This is a genomic window from Bradyrhizobium sp. CCGUVB4N, from assembly GCF_024199945.1.
Classification (GTDB): Bacteria; Pseudomonadota; Alphaproteobacteria; order Rhizobiales; family Xanthobacteraceae; genus Bradyrhizobium.
In genome coordinates this window covers 5363807-5381041 of record NZ_JANADP010000001.1, presented here as the reverse complement: position 1 = coordinate 5381041, position 17235 = coordinate 5363807, and the positions used below count along the sequence as shown (strand labels likewise).

Below are 17235 nucleotides of genomic sequence, written 5' to 3'. Positions count from 1 at the left end.
CATCGCCATGAGCGATGAAGGGAGGGAAGAAAGTGCCGATGCTCTCCTTCCTGATCCGTCGCCTCCTGCAGACCATTCCGACCGTGCTGGCCGTCGTGCTGCTGGTCTTCGTGCTGTTCAGCGTCGTTCCCGGCAGCATCGCCTCGACCATGAGCGACGACGTCGATCCCCAGGTCGAGCTGCGCCTGAAGCAGCAGCTCGGCCTGAACGATCCCGTCTATGTGCGCTTCGGCAATTACATCGCCAAGCTCGCGACCGGTGATTTCGGCACCTCGTTCCGGACGCGCGAGCCGGTGACATCGATGATTGCCAAGCGGGCCTGGCCGACGTTGCAGCTGATCTTCACGGCCATGGCATTTGCGGTTCTGCTCGGCGTGCCGCTCGGTTTCGTCGCCGCATTGCGGCCGGGCGGACTTGTTGACACGCTCGCAATGGTCGTGGCGGTGTCCGGCCTTTCCATCGCCAAATTCTGGCTCGGATTGGTGATCATGTACGTCTTTGCGTTGAAGCTCGGCTGGTTGCCGAGCTTCGGCTATGGCGATGGCGGCCTGAAATATCTGCTGCTGCCGGCCTTGACGCTCGGCGTCTCGCCGATGGCGCTGTTTGCCCGGACGACGCGCGCCGCCGTCCTCGAGATCATGACAGCCGATTTCGTCCGCACCGCGCGCTCCAAGGGCATGAGCGAGACGCGCGTGGTGAAGTGGCACGTCATGCGCAATGCGCTCGTCATCATTCTCACCACCGTCGGCCTGCAATTCGGCGGGCTGATGGGGCAGGCGGTCGTGGTCGAAAAGCTGTTCTCCTGGCCGGGCATCGGCTCGCTGCTGGTCGACAGCGTCCTCCAGCGCGACATTCCCGCCGTCCAGGGCTCCATTCTCGTGGTCGTGCTGGCCTTCCTCGCGATCAATTTGCTGATCGATCTGCTCTACGGCGTGATCGATCCCAGGATCAGATACGCATGAAGCTGCGCGCCAACCTCATCATTGGCGGCGCGTTGTTTGCGCTCGCCATCCTGGTCGGCGTGCTCGCGCCCTGGCTGGCGCACACCGATCCCGTCCTGGACGCCAACCTCATGAATGCGGAAGAGCCGCCGAGCTGGACCTGGTGGTTCGGCACCGACGACCAGGGCCGCGACATCTATTCCCGCGTCGTCTACGGCGCGCGGGTCTCTTTGACGGTCGGCATCGTCTCGCAGCTCATCAACAGCGTCATCGGCGTCGCGCTGGGCCTCAGCGCCGGCTATTGGGGCGGCTGGTGGGACGACGTCGTCAACGCCCTGACCAACGTCATGCTGGCGATCCCCTCGCTGATCTTCGCGCTCGCCATCATGGCGGTGCTCGGACCGGGCCTGACCAGCCTCCTGATTGCGCTCGGCCTCACCAACTGGTCCTTCACCTGCCGGATCGCGCGGGCCTCGGCGCTGTCGCTTCGAAGCCAGGGCTATGTGCAGGCCGCGACCGTGCTCGGCTACGGCGATCTCCGCATCATGATCACGCAGCTCTTGCCGAACATGCTGGGACCGATCGTCGTCATCGGCACGCTCGGCATGGGCAGCGCGGTGCTGTCCGAGGCCGCCTTGTCGTTCCTTGGGCTCGGCGTTCGGCCGCCATTCCCAAGCTGGGGCAGCATGCTGTCGGATGCCCGCGACCAGATCACGACGGCGCCGTGGCTTTCGATCTTCCCGGGGCTGGCCATCTTCCTGACGGTGCTCGGCCTCAATTTGCTTGGCGATGGCCTGCGCGACATCCTCGATCCCCAGTCGCGGAGCCGGCGCACATGACCGGCGCGCCCCTGATCGAAGTCGAGGATCTCCGCATCGATCTCGACGATGGAACGAAACGCGTTGCGGCGGCCGAGAGCATTTCGTTCCGCATCGATCGCGGCGAGACTTTCGGCCTGGTCGGCGAATCCGGCTGCGGCAAGAGCATCACGGCACTCGCCTTGATCGGCCTGCTGCGGCCGCCCTTGTCGATCGGAAGCGGCGTCATCCGGTTTGACGGGCGCGAGATCCAGCACCTGTCCGCGGCCGCCCAGCGCGACCTGCGCGGCAACCGCATCGCCATGATCTTCCAGGAGCCGATGACGGCGCTCAACCCGGTCTCGCCCGTCGGACGCCAGATCGCCGAGATGTTCGTGCTGCACAAGGGCAAGAGCTGGCGGGAGGCCAACCAGCTCGCGGTCGAGGCGCTGGCGAGCGTCCGCGTGCCGGCGCCGGAGCGGCGCGTGAACGATTACCCGCACCAGCTCTCCGGCGGCATGCGCCAGCGCGTCATGATCGCCATTGCGCTGGCCTGCGGTCCGGATCTCCTGATCGCGGACGAGCCGACCACCGCGCTCGACGTGACCGTGCAGGCCGAAATCATCGAACTGATGCGCAATCTCTGCGCCGAACGCGGCACGGCCATCCTGATGATCAGCCACGATCTCGGCCTGGTCGCCAATGTCTGCCGCCGCGTCGCGGTGATGTATGCCGGCCGCATCGTCGAAGAGCGCGGTTCCGCCGACATTTTTCGCACCCCCTCGCATCCCTACACCCAAGGCCTGGTCGACTCGCTGCCGCGGCTCGGCAGCCGCGCAGCACTTGGCCGCAGCAGGCTCAAGGAGATCGCGGGCGTCGTCCCGGCCATCACGAACTTCCCTGATGGTTGCCGGTTCAATCCGCGCTGCGCGCAGGCGACCGAGATTTGCAGGAGCGTCGTGCCGGTGGCGGATCCTCTGGAGTCGGGCGGTTTGGTGAGGTGTCATCACCATGCATGAACCCCAGAGCAGACCGGGCGAGGGAAGGGCGGACGACGATCTCATCCTCAGCGTCGAGGATCTCGCGGTTCATTTTCCGATTGGTGGCGGCCTGCTCGGCCGCGGCGGTCGGGTGCTCCGTGCCGTTGACGGTGTCGATCTCAAGCTGAAACGTGGCGAATGCCTCGGCCTCGTCGGCGAGTCCGGCTCCGGCAAATCGACGGTCGCCCTGTCGATCCTTGGTCTGCTCACCCCGACGCGCGGCCGCATCGTGCTGGACGGGCAGGTCGTGACCAACAGGCAATCCGGCGACCGCAAATCGCTCGCTCGGACCGTCCAGATCGTCTTCCAGGATCCCTACGCCTCGCTCAATCCGCGCCAGACCGTTCGGCGCACGCTGGAAGATCCCTTGCGCGTGCATGGCGTGACCGCGAGAAGCGAGATCGAGGATCGCGTCGCGACCATGCTGCGCCATGTCGGCCTGCGGCCCGAACAGGCCGACCGCTACCCCCACGAATTCTCCGGCGGCCAGCGCCAGCGCATCGGCATCGCCCGCGCGCTGATCCTCAACCCCAGGATCGTCATCTGCGACGAACCGGTCTCGGCGCTCGACGTCTCGATCCGCGCCCAGATCATCAACCTGCTGCTGGAGCTGAAGGAGACGCTCGGTCTCTCCTACATCATGATCAGCCACGACCTCGGCGTCGTCGAGCACATGAGCGACCGGGTCGCCGTGATGTATCTCGGCCGCATCGTCGAGAACGGCGACTGGCGCGAAATTTTCGAACGGCCGGCGCACCCCTATACGCAAGCCCTGATCGCGGCGATCCCCGATCCCTTGCACCATGCACCGCTGGCGACGACTGGCGGCGACTTGCCCAATCCTCTCAATCCGCCGAACGGATGTGCCTTCAGCCCGCGTTGCCGATATGCGGAAGATGTGTGCCGTCACGAGCCGGGGCCCGTGCTGGAGACGCGGCCGGATGGGCATGCGGTGCGGTGCTGGCGGAGCGAGGAGATTGCGGGTCGGCTGGTGGCGGTCTCGAAGGGAAGCGGTCATCCCCCGGACGGAGCGCAAGCCCAGCCCGCGCCTTAGTACGCGGTGCTGCCGAGGCGTAATAATTGCATAATTGTCTCCGTACGCTTCTCCTGACACGTGACAGCAGGTCTGCTGGAATCTAGACTTTTGGAAAGGGTCAGGCCTTTTACCGATCGGATTAGCAGGTTGATATGCTCTGCTCCCGCTGTGGGTTGCGTGTTGCTGCTGGCTCGAAGTTTTGCCGCGATTGCGGCATGCCACTTTCGTGGCAATGTGGTTCATGCGGACACCAGAACGCTGCGGGCGCGCGATTTTGCTCTGAATGCGGTCAGACGAGCGCCAAAGAATTTTCTGGAGATCGCGGAGCAGGTGCTCCCGAAGCCGTCGCAAAGCCCCAAGTCGAGCGGCGCCGGCTGACGGTCATGTTCGTTGACCTGGTCGGGTCGACATCGCTTGGAACGAGGCTCGATCCGGAAGATTTGCGAGAGGCGATCTCCGCTCACCACGAATGTGTCACGAACCTGGTTTCGAAAAACGGAGGATACGTCGCTCGCTACATTGGCGATGGCATCCTTGCGTATTTTGGCTATCCAAGTGCACACGAGGACGATGCCGAATGCGCCGTGCGAAGCGGCTTGCTTGCGGTTGAGGCCGTTCATCATCTGAGCAGCCCTGCGGGACCTCCCGGTTCGCTTAACTGTCGCGTTGGAATCGCAACGGGCATAGCCGTTATCGGCGCCATCGTGGAGGGGGATAGGGATTCCCAGACTGCGGTCGGAGAAACTCCCAATCTCGCAGCCAGGCTACAAGCCGTCGCCGAGGCAGGTGAGATGGTTATCGACGAGGCTACGCGTCGACTTATCGGTGAGATGTTTCAGTACCGACGTGTCGGCCCCTTGGATCTGAAAGGCCTGAAGGGTCCGGTCACCGCTTGGGCGGTGACCAAGGAAAATGTCATCGAGAGCCGTTTCAAGGCGCTCCGTTCAAGCGAGACGCCGCTCATCGGCCGAGCAGACGAAAAGGGCCTGCTTCTGCGTCGATGGGAGCAGGTCGTCGCCGGTCAGGGGCTGGTCTGTTTCTTGATCGGCGAAGCAGGCGTCGGAAAATCCAGACTCATTTCAGTCCTTGAACGTGCGAGCCAGGAAGGAGATCGATTTCCGCCGCTGCAGTTCTCATGTTCACCACACCAACAGGACGCACCGCTTTACCCGATCATCCGCCATATCGAGCTCGCAGCGAAGATCGAAGGCGGAGATTCCATGCCGGTCAGGGCGGAGAAACTGGCGCGTCTCCTCGATGAATATGGTGCTACGGAAGCCGATGCTTTTCTGATCGGCGACCTCCTTTCGATTGCGATGCCAACGCCAGGACTGCCGCCCGATTTGCCGGCGCGCAGGAAAAGGGACATGACCCTGGCGTCGATCATTCGGCTGCTGAGAATGCAGGCGTCTCAATCCGCCAGGTTGGCTGTCTTTGAAGACCTGCATTGGGCGGATCAAGTTACGCTGGATCTGATCGACAGGTTGATCGACGAAATCGATCAATTTCCCCTGATGTTGATTGCCAGCAGTCGTCTGGAATTCCGGCCGCCCTGGATTACCCGTCCGCAGGTCACCGACTTGATCTTGACCGGGTTTGATCGGCGGCATGCAGCGTTGCTAGTCGATGCTGTATCCGGCGAGCACGCCCTTCCGGCAGAAGTCATCGATGAAATCATATCCCGCTCTGATGGCGTGCCGTTGCATATCGAGGAGTTGACCAAGTCGGTTTTGGAGAGCCAGCTGGACCAGCTCAAGGGTGGTGCGGGATATACGTCCTTGGTGCCTCCTTCGCTGCATGCCTCCTTGACCGCGCGATTGGATCGTTATCCGAGTGCCAAGGAAGTGGCCCAGACTGCTTCGGTGATCGGGCGAGAGTTTTCGTTCGACGTCCTCAACAGCATCGGTGACCTGGATGAGGGCGCCCTGATTGCCGCGCTGGACGAGTTGACTGCGGCGGGGCTCGTGCATGGTCGCGGGCGCGTGCCAGACAGCTCTTATTCGTTCAAGCACGCCCTGGTTCAGAACGCAGCTTATGACTCCATTTTACGTACTCGCAGACGCCAGCTGCATCTACGCCTTGCCGAAGTGTTGGAGAAAGCCGCTGAGCATAGTCCGATTGCGAACGCGGAGGTACTGGCGTTTCATTTTGAAGAAGCCGGCGAGCCGGACCGATCGATCAAGTACTACTTGCTCGCTGCAGAAAAAGCATCCGGTCGCTCCGCGCTGGCCGAGAAAGCCAGTCATTTGAAGAATGCGCTTCGTCAGCAAGACTTGCTTCCGTCGGAGGCACAGAGTGCTGAACGGGAGCTGTTCTTGCAATTGCAGCTCGGGCGGGCACTGATAGATCTGCGTGGATCTGGCAGCGAGGAAGTCCTCACCTGCTATGAGCGAGCCCGCAAACTGAGCCTTCAGACCGGTGATGCGATATCTCTCCTCAGAGTCCATGATGGTCTGATCAATCATTATTTTACTCATTCCGATGCGGACAGCCTGGCGCGATGCGCCGCTGACATCAGAGAGCTTCACCAGGACGCAAGACTGGCCGACTCCCAGTCGCGGATGATGTCGTTCCGGGCCGCCGGATTGGCTCATTTCATTCGCGGAGAATTCAGCGAGACCTGCGACGTCCTCTCCAGATTACTGACCGACTACGAGGTCGATCGGGATGGCCCAGAGGCCAATTTGGCCAGTCGGGACATGAAGGCGTCCATGTATACGATAGTCGGAATGTCGCAGACCGCGATGGGCTATCCTGAATCCGGATGCGAAACGGCAATGAAAGGCGTGAGGCATGCGGAATCGCTCAATCATGTCATAACGCTGGTGCTCGCCGTCAGGAGAGCTTGCGTACAGCGTATCATGTGGAGGGACGTGGAGGGCTGCGCAGCGCTTTCCGGACGACTTCTGGAAGTCAACAAGGACCACGAAACCTTCCTCGGGTCGCGTGAAGGCGGCTTTTTCCACTCGTGGGCGTTGTCGCGGATGGAACCCTCCACAACTCATCTGGAAGCCATGCGGAGCCATATTGCGGAGCTGCACGAAGCTGGCCACTCGGTCATCCTCCCGTTGTTCATGGCGGCGGCCGCGGAAGTGCACCACGAGCAGGGACAGGGTGCCGAGGCGTCCTTGCTGCTGGAGAGAGCGTTCCACCTGGTGGAGCAGACGGGCGAGATTTGGTGCAAGTCCGAGATCATGCGAATGCGGGCTCTGGTTTGCGCCGCAAAGGTCGGCGAAAGAGATCTGTGGCTCGCCGAAGCCATCGCGATAGCCAGGAAGCAGGGAGCAAGGCTCTGGGAGTTGAGGGCCGCCACCGCTCAGGCAAGATGCTGGCATGCCGAAGGAAGAGTCGACGCAGCGTACGAGGTTCTTTTGCCAGCTTTGGCTGGCTTGACCGAAGGTCAATCGATGTCGGAATTCAGGGTGGCCTCAGAGCTTCTCGCGCAGATAACGGCCGTCATCGGCGCGCCGTGCCTGTCCGAGAATCATTCAGAGGGCTGAGGCATTCCTATGCTGAAATCGAGCGGAGTCATGATCCGCAGAGGCTCGGGCGCGCTCAAGGCATACTACAAGCATCGAGCGTTCGAGTACGATGACATCTACAAACTGCGCCGGCGTCAGTCAGACCTTGCCTGGCTGCGCAGATGGGTCACGCGGCACGTCAACGGAAAGACGGTGTTGGAGATAGCCGCAGGCACGGGCTATTGGACACAGGTATGTTCCCGGTCCGCCAGGCTGGTCGTCGCCACTGACTACAATGCCAATACATTGGCCGTTGCAGCCGGACGGCGCCTCGGTTCGGAGGTTTCGTTCGTAACAGCGGACGCATTCCGCCTACCCGCATTCGAGACCCAATTCGAAGTCGGGATCGCGGTGCTTTGGTGGTCACATCTGAAGAAGCAGGAGCAGGGCAGGTTCATCGCGCAATTCTTGTCGCGACTTGCGCCGGGCGCAAAGCTCCTGCTCGTCGATGAGGCCTATCGCAAGGATGCGGCGAAGAACCCGATGTCGAGGCATGATCGATCTGGAGATAGATATGAGATCAGGGTGGGCAAGGACGACGTGCTCTATGAGATCGTCAAGAATTATCCTGACGATGATGGTCTAAGGCACTCGCTTTCGGAACATTGCGATCGCGTACGCATAACTCGACTTAGACATTTCTGGGCGGTCAGCGCGCGCGTGAAGGCGCGTGACTAAAGCATGATCGTCGCGCCTTGGCGCGTGAGCCCGAACCCACCATCAAGGACGTGGCCCCAGCATATTCATCGCTTTGACCCCACACAGTTTCTGTGTCCTTTCCAGCAGGGTCGGCGTGTCGGTACAGGGGCCAGTCAGCAGATCCACCGCGTAGCCCATCTTATCCAGGATACGGAGGCCGCCAAAGGCCGCCAGTGAATCCGGCGCGACGAGCACGAGCTTGTCAACGGGGCGCGCTTTCTTGAGACGTTCGAGGAAAACAGGAACGTTTGCACCCAGGATGTCGCCGCCGCACTCGATCAACACGGCTTCTGCGGGCAATCCGAGCATATGCCGGATGGCGCGATCAAATACCGGCGCGATATCGCTTCTCTCGGAGGGATACGTCGTGGGAAGGCCGAAGTCGACGCAATCCATCGTCGTGTAAGCTCCGAAATCCCGGTAGGTTAAAAGCTCGACGATGGACGAGGTACCGGTGGCCTTGAGGACCGCGATCTTCGAGTGACCCTGATGAAGAAGCGACCGTAGGATTGTGAGCCCGGCCGTCGTTTTTCCAACTTCTGCGGAAGTGCCCACGATCAGATAGAGCTCTGCGCCCTTGTCAGAGCCTTCTTCGTCGTTGATAGCCGAAAAATCCCGAATATTCGCCTTTTGCGATCCCAACGTTCCGAGAAACTCGACCTTGCCGAGCGGGCTTTTCCGTTGCGAAGACGAACCGATCAACTCGCCGACAATGCCGCAGCTCGACAGGACCGAATACTCCTTGTCCGGAAGGAGGCCCTCCTTGGGAACGCCACCGACCACCCATCGGGTCGACTCGCGATGACCGGGCGTCGCAACAAAAATGTCACCCGGCAGGACCGCCATCGACCTGCCGGATGGGTGTTCCAGGGAGATGGGCGCTTCACTTGCGAGGAGCTTGAACGCGCCAACATCTCCCTCAAAGGCTGGGCGCTTGATCCATCGAGACCGTTTGAACGATCCCGAGCGTCTAAGAACCGACGTAAGCTTCCAGTCACTTGTCAATTTCGGTCACGCCTACTTCTTTTTCTTCACTGGCCGCCGCTGCGCTTTCTTTTTCGCCGCAGGCTTCCTCTTCTGCACGATGAACACGCTGCCGGCAGCAAAACTGGCCCTATGCTTCGCTGCAATGCCGAGCGCCGAGAGGACCTGGTCCAGTTGCGACGAGGTCACGTTGACACGAACCGCAACAAAATCCTTGGCGAGAGGAACGCCCTCGTCCTTTTCCTTAGCCATGAAATCCACTCCTGATTGAACAATGTCTCAAGCTACTACGACCTCGCTCATCGAGGAACACCCCGTTGTCGAGCCAATGTTCGCAACGCGGCAAACTTGATCGCGCGAAGCCGTGCAAATGGATGGTGCAGGGCGCCCCTCGTGGTAGAGCTTGGCATGCAGCGGTTGGACTTGCAACGAGCGTCCAACACTTTGCAACTCTTGGGCGTTTCCAAGCGCACGGATGGCCCAAAATCCGCTGATGGGTCAATCAGCGGCTACCCGATTGCCGGCGGATATCCTCCAAAATGCCGCGCATCAGGCCGATCTCTTTGCCAAAGCCTGTCCAATCGCCGGATTTTAACCGCTCCATGGCGTGATTGTAGTGATCGAGCGCCTCCTGCGCGCGCCTTGCCGCGGCCTCATCGCCAGGCGATTCCGCGGTCGCAGCCGGCGCCGACGCAGCTCCGTCGTCCACGAAGAGTGCCGACAGGGCCTCAGCAAGTGTTTCCCTCATGACGACATGCTCGCCATCGGCGGCAATCACCCGCTTGAGCTCCGGCAAATGTCCTTGCTCGGCCCGCAGATACAGCGGTGACACGTAGAGAATCGAATTCTCGATCGGGATCACGAGCAGATTTCCCCGGATCACCCGCGACCCCATCTGGTTCCACAGCGATATCTGTTGGGAGATGTCGGTGTTCTGATGAATTCGCGCCTCGATCTGGAACGGTCCGTAGACCAGCTTCTCCTTGGGAAATTCGTACACGACCAGCTTGCCATAGCCGGGCTCGTCGCAGCGCGCGGCGAGCCATGCGATCATGTTGTCGCGACGGCTCGGCACCATCGGGATCATGATGAAGAACTCGGCTTGTGCCTCTCCGGGCAGCCGCATGATGATGTAGTAAGGGACCATCGCGGTGATGCCGTCCATTGAAGAGACGCCGTCACTGGCCGGCTGACGCGGAAATTGCCAGAGGTCCTCGCGGTTATAGAAAACATCGGCCGCTTCCATGTGGTAGGTCTGGAAGAGCCGCGCCTGGATCAGGAAGAGGTCTTCGGGATAGCGAATGTGCTTCTGAAGATCGGACGGCATGGCCGCGAACGGCTTGAACAGGTCCGGGAAGATTCGTCGATAGGTCGCGGCGATCGGGTCCGCCGGGTCCATCAGGTAAAAGTCGACGGTGCCGTTGTAGGCGTCGATCACGACCTTCACCGAATTGCGGATATAGTTGAGGTTGAGGCCGGGCGCAGGCTGTGCGTAGGGAAAATATTCGCTCGTCGTGTAGGCGTCCTGCATCCAGAACATCCGGCCCTCGCTGACGACCAGATAGGGATCGCGATCGAGCGCGAGGAACGGGGCGATCGTGCCGACCCGCTTCTGGATGTTGCGCCGGATCATGATCCGGCTGTCGTCGCCGATGTAGTCTGACAGCACCAGGTTCACATCGTTGAAATGGTGGGCGAAGATCAGTCTCCGCACCATGCCCGACAGCGGCACGCCGCCGGAGCCGTCATAGGACGCGTAGACATTGTCCTTTCCCTTGGGATAATCGAACTCCGGCACGGTTCCCTTGACGATGACGTAGTCCTCGGTCTGCTGTCCGTAATAGATGCGCGGTTCATGAATGGCGGGACTTCCGTGCGCGACCGGAGGAATGTCGTGCAGATAGAGCAGCGGAAGTCCTTCACCGCTCTTCTGGGTGACCGGACTCATCACCACACCATTGCCGTGGGTGAACAGGATATGCCGGTTGACCCAGGTTTGCGCGTTGGATGGCAGCAGCGCGGAATTCAGCTCGCGGCCTGAGATCATCACGCTTTGGTAGGTATCGCCAAGCCAGTAGCGATCGACATCGAGATCGCGCAGTTTGTAGTAGGTGCGAATCTCCTGCAGTTGCGCGTAGGTGTCGGCCAAGGGTTGCCAATCCCACAGCCTTATATTTTCGATGGTGGCCTTGTTGGCCTCGAGTGCCCGGAAAGTCAGGTTCTGTTCCGCAGGGAAAGGCTTCGGCACGATCCGATTGAGATTGTAGGCCTCGCGGGTCAGGGCAATGTTGCGTTCGATGTAGGGCCGCTCCCACTCCAGCTCGTTCGGCCCGACGTAGAAGCGCTGAAATACCGCGGGGACGATGCCCGACAGCAGCAAGGCGCCGCCGAACAACAGCACAATCGCGGCTGTGGGAAGGCGGTAGGTTCGCACCCACAGGTTCGCGCATGCCGCCAAGGCGGCGACGATCGAAAGTGCGATCAGCAGCCACAGGACCGGCAGTTCCACATTGACGTCGGTGAAGCCCGCACCGACCACCACGCCATTGTCGCCGTACAGCAGGAGATAGCGGTCGAGACTGTAGGACCACGCCTTCACGCCAAAGAAGAGGCCGAGAAGCGCCGAACCGTGCGAGATCGCTGCTGGCGATACTTGTTGGGCTCTGTCTTCGATGTCGCCAAACACCCAGTAGATCGATCCGGCGAACAGTGCGCCCGTGAAGAGCATCAGCAATGCCCAATTCTTCACGGCCACAAAGGCGGGCAGGGAGAAGAGGTAGAAGCCGATATCCTTATCGTACAAGGGATCGTTGGTGCCGTAGGGCACCTGATAGATGAAGCGCAGCAGAGTGCTCCAGCTGCCGACTTCGCCCCAGGCGACGAACAGAGCGAAGAGGCCGCTGCCCGCGCCGATCACAATGCGCCAGGGCAGCCGCTCGCGCAGGAATTCCAACGGATCGGGCGGCGTCACGACGGCCGCAAACGTCGGGGCGAAGGCGGCAGGCAACCGGCGTCGGCGCCCGGCGAGGCCAAGTGCAAGGCGCGCGTTGGTCCACAAGATGGTGGCGCTCGCCGCGAAAACAACGAGGAAGACGGCGGCTTTCGCGCCGATCGTGGTCCAGAAGATTTGCCTGTAGCCGATCGACGAGAACCACATCCAGTCGACCAGGACGTCGCCGGCGAGAGCGAGCAGGATCAGGCCGATCACGGCGATGATGGCCGCGATGATGAATCCCACCACGGCGCCTCGCCCTGGTGCCTTCCGTTCGGGTCCGGAAATCCCGATCGTCATCATGACACTATAGCAGAACGACAGACGTGGCGCGCCTGTCGTGGGGGGCGCCGCACCTGCTTTTTGCTCCGCCGGGCTACAACAGGTGGGTACCCACACCAGACGGCGCGTCGAACTCGGAGGGCGCGCGAGGTCTTGGGGGCTGCGTGTTGTCCGCTTGGTCGTCGAGCCGTGATTCAAGCTCCTGAGGAGACGCGTGCGGCTCGAACCACAGAGCCGCTCGTCCCCGGCTTGAGCTCAGTGCTCCCGAGACACGCGATCGGCGCGATGATGGAATTGTGCTCCTGTTTTGCCCGACGTGTCAAATTGAATTTCGGAAATGGCGCAGGTTGCTCCACGCGAAAGTCCCCAATGATCCGTACTGTGCATGGGGTTGTTTTCGCGCTTTTGCGTTGAAGGCGTCTAGTCCGCCGCTTTTTCTCGCAAGCGCTGCGCATAGACGTTGATGATCAGCGCCGCCAGCAGGATCACGCCGCGGATCAGGATCTTCAGGAAGCTGTCGATGTTGACGTGGTCGAGGCCGTTATTGAGAACACCGAGAACGAACAGCCCGACGATGGTGTTGCCGATGCCGCCGCGGCCGCCGAACAGGCTGGTGCCGCCGACCACGACCGCGGCGATGGAGTCGAGCAGATAGGTGTCGAACTCGTTCTGCTGCGCGCTGCCGAAATGGGCGACGCCGAGCATGCCGCCGATGCCGGAGCACACCGCCGAGATCACCATGACGGCGCCGAGGATGAGCTTGACGTTGAGGCCGGAATATTCGGCCGCTTCGCGATTGCCCCCGACCATGTAGACGTAGCGGCCGAAGCGCGTGTAGGTCAGCACCAGGTGCCCGCCGAGCAGCATGATGGCCGCGACGATGACGATCCAGGGGATGCCGCCGATCGAGCCGGAGCCGAGCGTCGAGATCAGGCCCGGCACCTTGTAGGCGATCTGGCCGCGCACCAGCAGCGCCGAGATGCCGGCCGCGATCTGCATCATGGCGAGCGTCATGATGAAGGAGGGGATGCCGATCACGGTCAGCCCCAGCGCGTTGACGAGGCCGAGAGCCGCGCAGAGCAGCAGCGCCAGCAGGATCGCGGCGACACCGGGAAGGGGGATGTTGGGAATGTTGACGTAGGATTCCTGCAGCGTGAAGTAGGCGACCGCGATGCCCGTGACATTGGCGATGCTGGCGATCGACAGGTCGATCTCGGCGCAGAGGATCACGAAGGTGAGGCCGACCGCGATGATTCCGGTGACCGACACCTGCGTCAGGATGTTGCCGAGATTGTCGATCGTCGCGAAGGAGGGGCTGGCGAAGGCGAAGAAGGCGGACAGGAAGATCAGCGTCAGGAACGGCGCGATGTTGCGCATCTGCGAGCGCAGGAAGGGCGCAAGGCCCTTTGCGCGGTGACCCGCCGCTGGTGCCGTCTCACTGCTCGCCATGGTGCTTCTCCGTCACGCCGCCTCCAGCAGGCGGTCTTTGCTGACCGGCTCGTTCTTGAATTCCCGCACCACCGCGCCGCGCTTGAGCACGAGGATGCGGTCGGCCAGCGACAGCACCGTTTCCGGCTCGGTCGACAGCACGATGATCGCGAGCCCCTTGGCGCGGAGGTCGCGGACGATGTTGATGACGTCGTTCTTGGCGCCGACATCCATGCCGCGGGTCGGCTCGCACAGCACCAGCAGCTTTGGCGGATAGGTGAGCCATTTCGCCAGCGCGACCTTCTGCTGGTTGCCGCCGGAGAGCATGCCGAGATCGAGGCCGACCACCGGCGGCCTGATCTGCAACTGCTCGACCTGGCGCTGCGCGATGTCGCGCTCCTGCGCCGGCTTCAGCAAGAGCGAGGAGATGCGGTCCAGGATGCTGATCGAGATGTTCTTGAAGACCGGCTCCTGGTGAAACAGCATGGCACGCCGGCTTTCCGGCACCAGCGCCACGCCGGCGCGCCGCGCCGCCGCCGTGCTCGCGAAGGATTTTTGCGTGCCGTCGACGGCGAGCGTTCCGGCGTCCGGCTTCAGTTTGCCGAACAGGATGCGCGACAGCTCCTGCTGGCCGCAGCCCATGAAGCCGTAGATGCCGAGCACTTCGCCGGCGCGGGCCTCGAAGGAGACGTCGTTGAGGCTGCGCGCCAGCGACAGTTGGTCGACCTTCAGCACGACGGAGCTGTCGTTTGGCTTGGGCAGCATCAGATCGTCCGTGTAGCTGTGCTCGAGCGCTTCGCCGCCGCGGCCGATCATGGCCTCGATCAGCGCGCCCTTGCTGGTCGCGGCGCTTGCCGTTTCTGCGACCTTCCGCCCGTTGCGGAACACGGTCACCGTATCGGACACGCGAAGAATGTCCTCGATGAAATGCGAGATGAAAACGATGGCGGTGCCTTGCTCGCGCAGCCGCCGCAGCGTCGTAAACAGCCGCTCGACCTCCGGCGGGGAGAGGGCCGATGTCGGCTCGTCCAGAATGACGATGCGGGCGCCGGAGAACAGCACGCGGGCGATCTCGATCAGCTGCTGCAGCCCGATCGGCAGATCGCCGAGCCTGCTCATCGGATCGACGTCGATGCCGAAACGCGAAAGCTGCTCGCCGGCCTCGCGCGCCATGCGCCGCCATTGCACGAGGCCGAGGCGGTTGGTCGGCTGATTGCCCAGGAAGACATTCTCCGCGACCGTCAGATCGGGCGCGACAGAGAGCTCCTGATGCACCATGGCGATGCCGGCCGCGTGCGCATCGCGGGCCGAGCGGAAATGGGTCTCCGCCCCGTCGACCAGGAAGCGGCCGGAGAATTCGGTGTGCACGCCGGCGATGATCTTCATCAGCGTGCTTTTGCCGGCGCCGTTCTCGCCGACGAGACCATGGATCTCGCCGGGAAGAAGCGCGAAGTCGACACCACGAAGCGCTTCGACGCCGCCGAAGCTCTTCGTGATGCCCTGGAGTTCCAGGATGGGCTGTTGACCCTCAGGCATGCAAGATCAGATCTTGGAGGATTTCAGATCAGGAAGTGATCCTGCATCCACTGCATGCCGGCGGCATTGGCCTTGGTCACGACCGGACCGTCGGTGACGACGTTCTTGGGGATGCCCTGGCCGCTCTTCTCGCCACCGGCGACGGCCGCGACGCCCGCGATGATCGCGCCGCCATGGATGCGGCATGACGGATTGCGTACGGTCGCGAACATGCGGCCCTCGCTCACCGCCTGGATCGCCGGCGGCATCGCGTCCACACCGCCGATCAGGATATTGGTGCGGTTGTGCGCCTTCATGATGTTGGCGGCCGCAAGCGCCATGTCGTCATTGTGGAAGAACGCCGCGTCGATCTGCGGGTATTTGGTCAAATAGGTTTCCCAGAGCCGCGCCGTCTTGGAGACGTCCCAGTCGGCCGGCTGGGTGTCGAGCACCTCGATGCCGGGGAATTGCTTGACGACGTTGTTGAAGCCCTTGGCGCGGCCCTGTGCGCCGGTGTGGCCGAGCGCGCCCTGGGTCATGATGATCTTGCCCTTGCCGCCCATCGCGTTGCACAGCGCCTGCGTCACCGAGGCGCCCATGAACTCGTTGTCGGGGGCGAGGAAGGAGTGGACGTTGATCTGGTCGAGCGGCGCAATCAGCGTGTCCATGTCGATGACAGGCGTGCCGGCGTCGATCATCTTCTGCACGGGCTGGGTGAGGGTGCCGATACCGAAGGCCTGGATCGCGACGAAGTCCCATTTCTGCGAGGCCATGTTGTCGATCGCCGCGCGCTGCTTCACGGCGTCGAGCTGGCCATCGAACCAGGTGACCTCGACATTGAACAGCTTGCCCCAGAATTCCGCCGCCTGCTTGCCCTGTGCGCACCAGGTCGCCTGGAGGCCTGCGTTGGAGAACGCCGCCTTCAGCGGCTTCTCGGATCGTCCGACTTCGGCTGCAAGTGCTGGATTTATGCCCATGCTGCCGAGGATGGCAGTAGCGGCGCCGGCGGTTGCTGCCGCCTGAAGAAGATCGCGCCTCGTCGTCGAGAAATCTTTCGTCCCGGACATCGCTCGCTCCCATATATTTTATCGTCGGCGCGTCATTGATTGCGCTACCGAGGCGGAAAGTGTCTCACAAGAGTTGATGCCACTCAACGTACAATCAACGTCGGTATCGTCGCGGCCCGTGTTGGTGCAGCGCAAAGCGCTACGCTGCGATGCCAGCGAAGACCTCGATCTCGGCGAGCAGCGCGTCCCACGCCTGCGCCATCTCGGCTGACCGTTCGTCGCCGAGCAGATCGCGCAGCGTATCCCTGATGACGGCGAAGAAAGCGATGAACAGCTCGCGCGGCGTGCCATAGCCGTCGTGCGAGACGACTTCGCAGGCGATCAGCCGGAAATGGCCACGGCGCTCGCCGGCAAAGTCGAGAATCGCCTCGATGGTCAGGGCAAGCATCGATCCCATCACCAACTCGCTGCCCTGCGAACGGAACATCGCCCGCGTTTCGGGACGTTCGTTGAACAGCCGTTGATAGATGAGGGGCGTGAGATCGGCGCAGCGCGAGGCTACAAGCTCAAAGCTTTGTTCGATCAAGTTGGGAGAAGCACTCATCGGCCCATCAGCCGCAAAAGACAAAAAAAGAGCGGGGCCCTAGCCCCGCTCAAAAATTGTGTCGACCCTATTATCCCCGATTCTAAGATTTGATCTTGATTGGCGGGGCGACGCTGCGTTTTGCGCGCCAGGGGCTCCTCCCGAGACTTGGACCACCAGACTTTGACCTCGCGGCTAGCCTGAGCAAGAGGGATGCTAGATCAACTTTTCTCACTTGTCATCATTTTCGGCAACGATTGTTCAAAATTCGAGCAGTTGACGAAATGTTCGGGCTTTTTGTCCCATAAGCATATGACAAATATAAGAAATATGTGGATTGGCGAGGGTGGCCAAACTGCCTCAAATGCTGGGCGTCCGCCTTCGGTGGGGTCCGCTGGTCACATTTTTTG

General features: G+C 61.8%; 13 protein-coding genes. 6 read left to right on the top strand and 7 right to left on the bottom strand.

Going from position 1 to position 17235, the window contains the following annotated elements; translation table 11 throughout:
* Positions 1-38 precede the first annotated feature (38 nt).
* The 6 genes from NLM31_RS24745 to NLM31_RS24720 all read left to right on the top strand — a co-directional run bounded on the left by NLM31_RS24745 (position 39) and on the right by NLM31_RS24720 (position 8013).
* A complete protein-coding gene (locus NLM31_RS24745) occupies positions 39-962 on the top strand; it encodes an ABC transporter permease (RefSeq protein WP_254196257.1) in 924 nt (307 codons plus the stop codon).
* Positions 959-1780 carry an ABC transporter permease gene (locus NLM31_RS24740; protein WP_254193973.1) on the top strand — a complete coding sequence of 274 codons (822 nt, stop codon included), beginning with the start codon at positions 959-961 and terminating at the stop codon, positions 1778-1780. Before NLM31_RS24745 ends, NLM31_RS24740 begins: the two co-directional genes overlap by 4 nt.
* Positions 1777-2757 carry an ABC transporter ATP-binding protein gene (locus NLM31_RS24735; protein ID WP_254193972.1) on the top strand — a complete coding sequence of 327 codons (981 nt, stop codon included), beginning with the start codon at positions 1777-1779 and terminating at the stop codon, positions 2755-2757. Before NLM31_RS24740 ends, NLM31_RS24735 begins: the two co-directional genes overlap by 4 nt.
* A complete protein-coding gene (locus tag NLM31_RS24730) occupies positions 2750-3832 on the top strand; it encodes an ABC transporter ATP-binding protein (RefSeq protein WP_254193971.1) in 1083 nt (360 codons plus the stop codon). The genes NLM31_RS24735 and NLM31_RS24730 overlap by 8 nt, the downstream gene beginning before the upstream one ends.
* A gap of 134 nt (positions 3833-3966) precedes the next feature.
* The gene (locus tag NLM31_RS24725; protein ID WP_309143702.1) at positions 3967-7314 is read left to right on the top strand and encodes an adenylate/guanylate cyclase domain-containing protein; all 3348 of its coding nucleotides are present in this window, start codon (positions 3967-3969) and stop codon (positions 7312-7314) included.
* 9 nt (positions 7315-7323) lie between these two features.
* Positions 7324-8013: a class I SAM-dependent methyltransferase gene (locus NLM31_RS24720; RefSeq protein WP_254131847.1), complete on the top strand. Its 690-nt coding sequence runs from the start codon at positions 7324-7326 to the stop codon at positions 8011-8013.
* 42 nt (positions 8014-8055) lie between these two features.
* Here the strand turns inward: NLM31_RS24720 and NLM31_RS24715 are convergent, their stop codons facing one another.
* From NLM31_RS24715 to NLM31_RS24685, 7 genes are all read right to left on the bottom strand, one after another.
* On the bottom strand, positions 8056-8880 hold the full coding sequence (locus tag NLM31_RS24715; protein ID WP_254131846.1) for a hypothetical protein: 825 nt from the start codon (positions 8878-8880) through the stop codon (positions 8056-8058).
* A gap of 171 nt (positions 8881-9051) precedes the next feature.
* A complete protein-coding gene (locus NLM31_RS24710; protein WP_254131845.1) occupies positions 9052-9270 on the bottom strand; it encodes a hypothetical protein in 219 nt (72 codons plus the stop codon).
* A gap of 250 nt (positions 9271-9520) precedes the next feature.
* On the bottom strand, positions 9521-12310 hold the full coding sequence (locus NLM31_RS24705) for a UPF0182 family protein (protein WP_254196256.1): 2790 nt from the start codon (positions 12308-12310) through the stop codon (positions 9521-9523).
* 402 nt (positions 12311-12712) lie between these two features.
* Complete coding sequence (locus NLM31_RS24700; RefSeq protein WP_254193969.1) at positions 12713-13741, bottom strand: ABC transporter permease; 1029 nt, start codon at positions 13739-13741, stop codon at positions 12713-12715.
* A gap of 12 nt (positions 13742-13753) precedes the next feature.
* On the bottom strand, positions 13754-15256 hold the full coding sequence (locus NLM31_RS24695; protein WP_254193968.1) for a sugar ABC transporter ATP-binding protein: 1503 nt from the start codon (positions 15254-15256) through the stop codon (positions 13754-13756).
* Positions 15257-15279: 23 nt separating this feature from the next.
* A complete protein-coding gene (locus tag NLM31_RS24690) occupies positions 15280-16302 on the bottom strand; it encodes a sugar ABC transporter substrate-binding protein (RefSeq protein WP_148753658.1) in 1023 nt (340 codons plus the stop codon).
* Positions 16303-16441: 139 nt separating this feature from the next.
* On the bottom strand, positions 16442-16846 hold the full coding sequence (locus NLM31_RS24685; protein ID WP_254193967.1) for a globin: 405 nt from the start codon (positions 16844-16846) through the stop codon (positions 16442-16444).
* Positions 16847-17235 lie beyond the last annotated feature (389 nt).

Excerpts from the sequence above, each read along its gene's own strand:
- NLM31_RS24745 (WP_254196257.1), top strand. The coding sequence starts at position 39 with ATGCTCTCCTTCCTGATCCGTCGCCTCCTGCAGACCATTCCGACCGTG.
- NLM31_RS24740 (WP_254193973.1), top strand. The coding sequence starts at position 959 with ATGAAGCTGCGCGCCAACCTCATCATTGGCGGCGCGTTGTTTGCGCTC.
- NLM31_RS24735 (WP_254193972.1), top strand. The coding sequence starts at position 1,777 with ATGACCGGCGCGCCCCTGATCGAAGTCGAGGATCTCCGCATCGATCTC.
- NLM31_RS24730 (WP_254193971.1), top strand. The coding sequence starts at position 2,750 with ATGCATGAACCCCAGAGCAGACCGGGCGAGGGAAGGGCGGACGACGAT.
- NLM31_RS24725 (WP_309143702.1), top strand. The coding sequence starts at position 3,967 with ATGCTCTGCTCCCGCTGTGGGTTGCGTGTTGCTGCTGGCTCGAAGTTT.
- NLM31_RS24720 (WP_254131847.1), top strand. The coding sequence starts at position 7,324 with ATGCTGAAATCGAGCGGAGTCATGATCCGCAGAGGCTCGGGCGCGCTC.
- NLM31_RS24715 (WP_254131846.1), bottom strand. The coding sequence starts at position 8,880 with ATGGCGGTCCTGCCGGGTGACATTTTTGTTGCGACGCCCGGTCATCGC.
- NLM31_RS24710 (WP_254131845.1), bottom strand. The coding sequence starts at position 9,270 with ATGGCTAAGGAAAAGGACGAGGGCGTTCCTCTCGCCAAGGATTTTGTT.
- NLM31_RS24705 (WP_254196256.1), bottom strand. The coding sequence starts at position 12,310 with ATGACGATCGGGATTTCCGGACCCGAACGGAAGGCACCAGGGCGAGGC.
- NLM31_RS24700 (WP_254193969.1), bottom strand. The coding sequence starts at position 13,741 with ATGGCGAGCAGTGAGACGGCACCAGCGGCGGGTCACCGCGCAAAGGGC.
- NLM31_RS24695 (WP_254193968.1), bottom strand. The coding sequence starts at position 15,256 with ATGCCTGAGGGTCAACAGCCCATCCTGGAACTCCAGGGCATCACGAAG.
- NLM31_RS24690 (WP_148753658.1), bottom strand. The coding sequence starts at position 16,302 with ATGTCCGGGACGAAAGATTTCTCGACGACGAGGCGCGATCTTCTTCAG.
- NLM31_RS24685 (WP_254193967.1), bottom strand. The coding sequence starts at position 16,846 with ATGAGTGCTTCTCCCAACTTGATCGAACAAAGCTTTGAGCTTGTAGCC.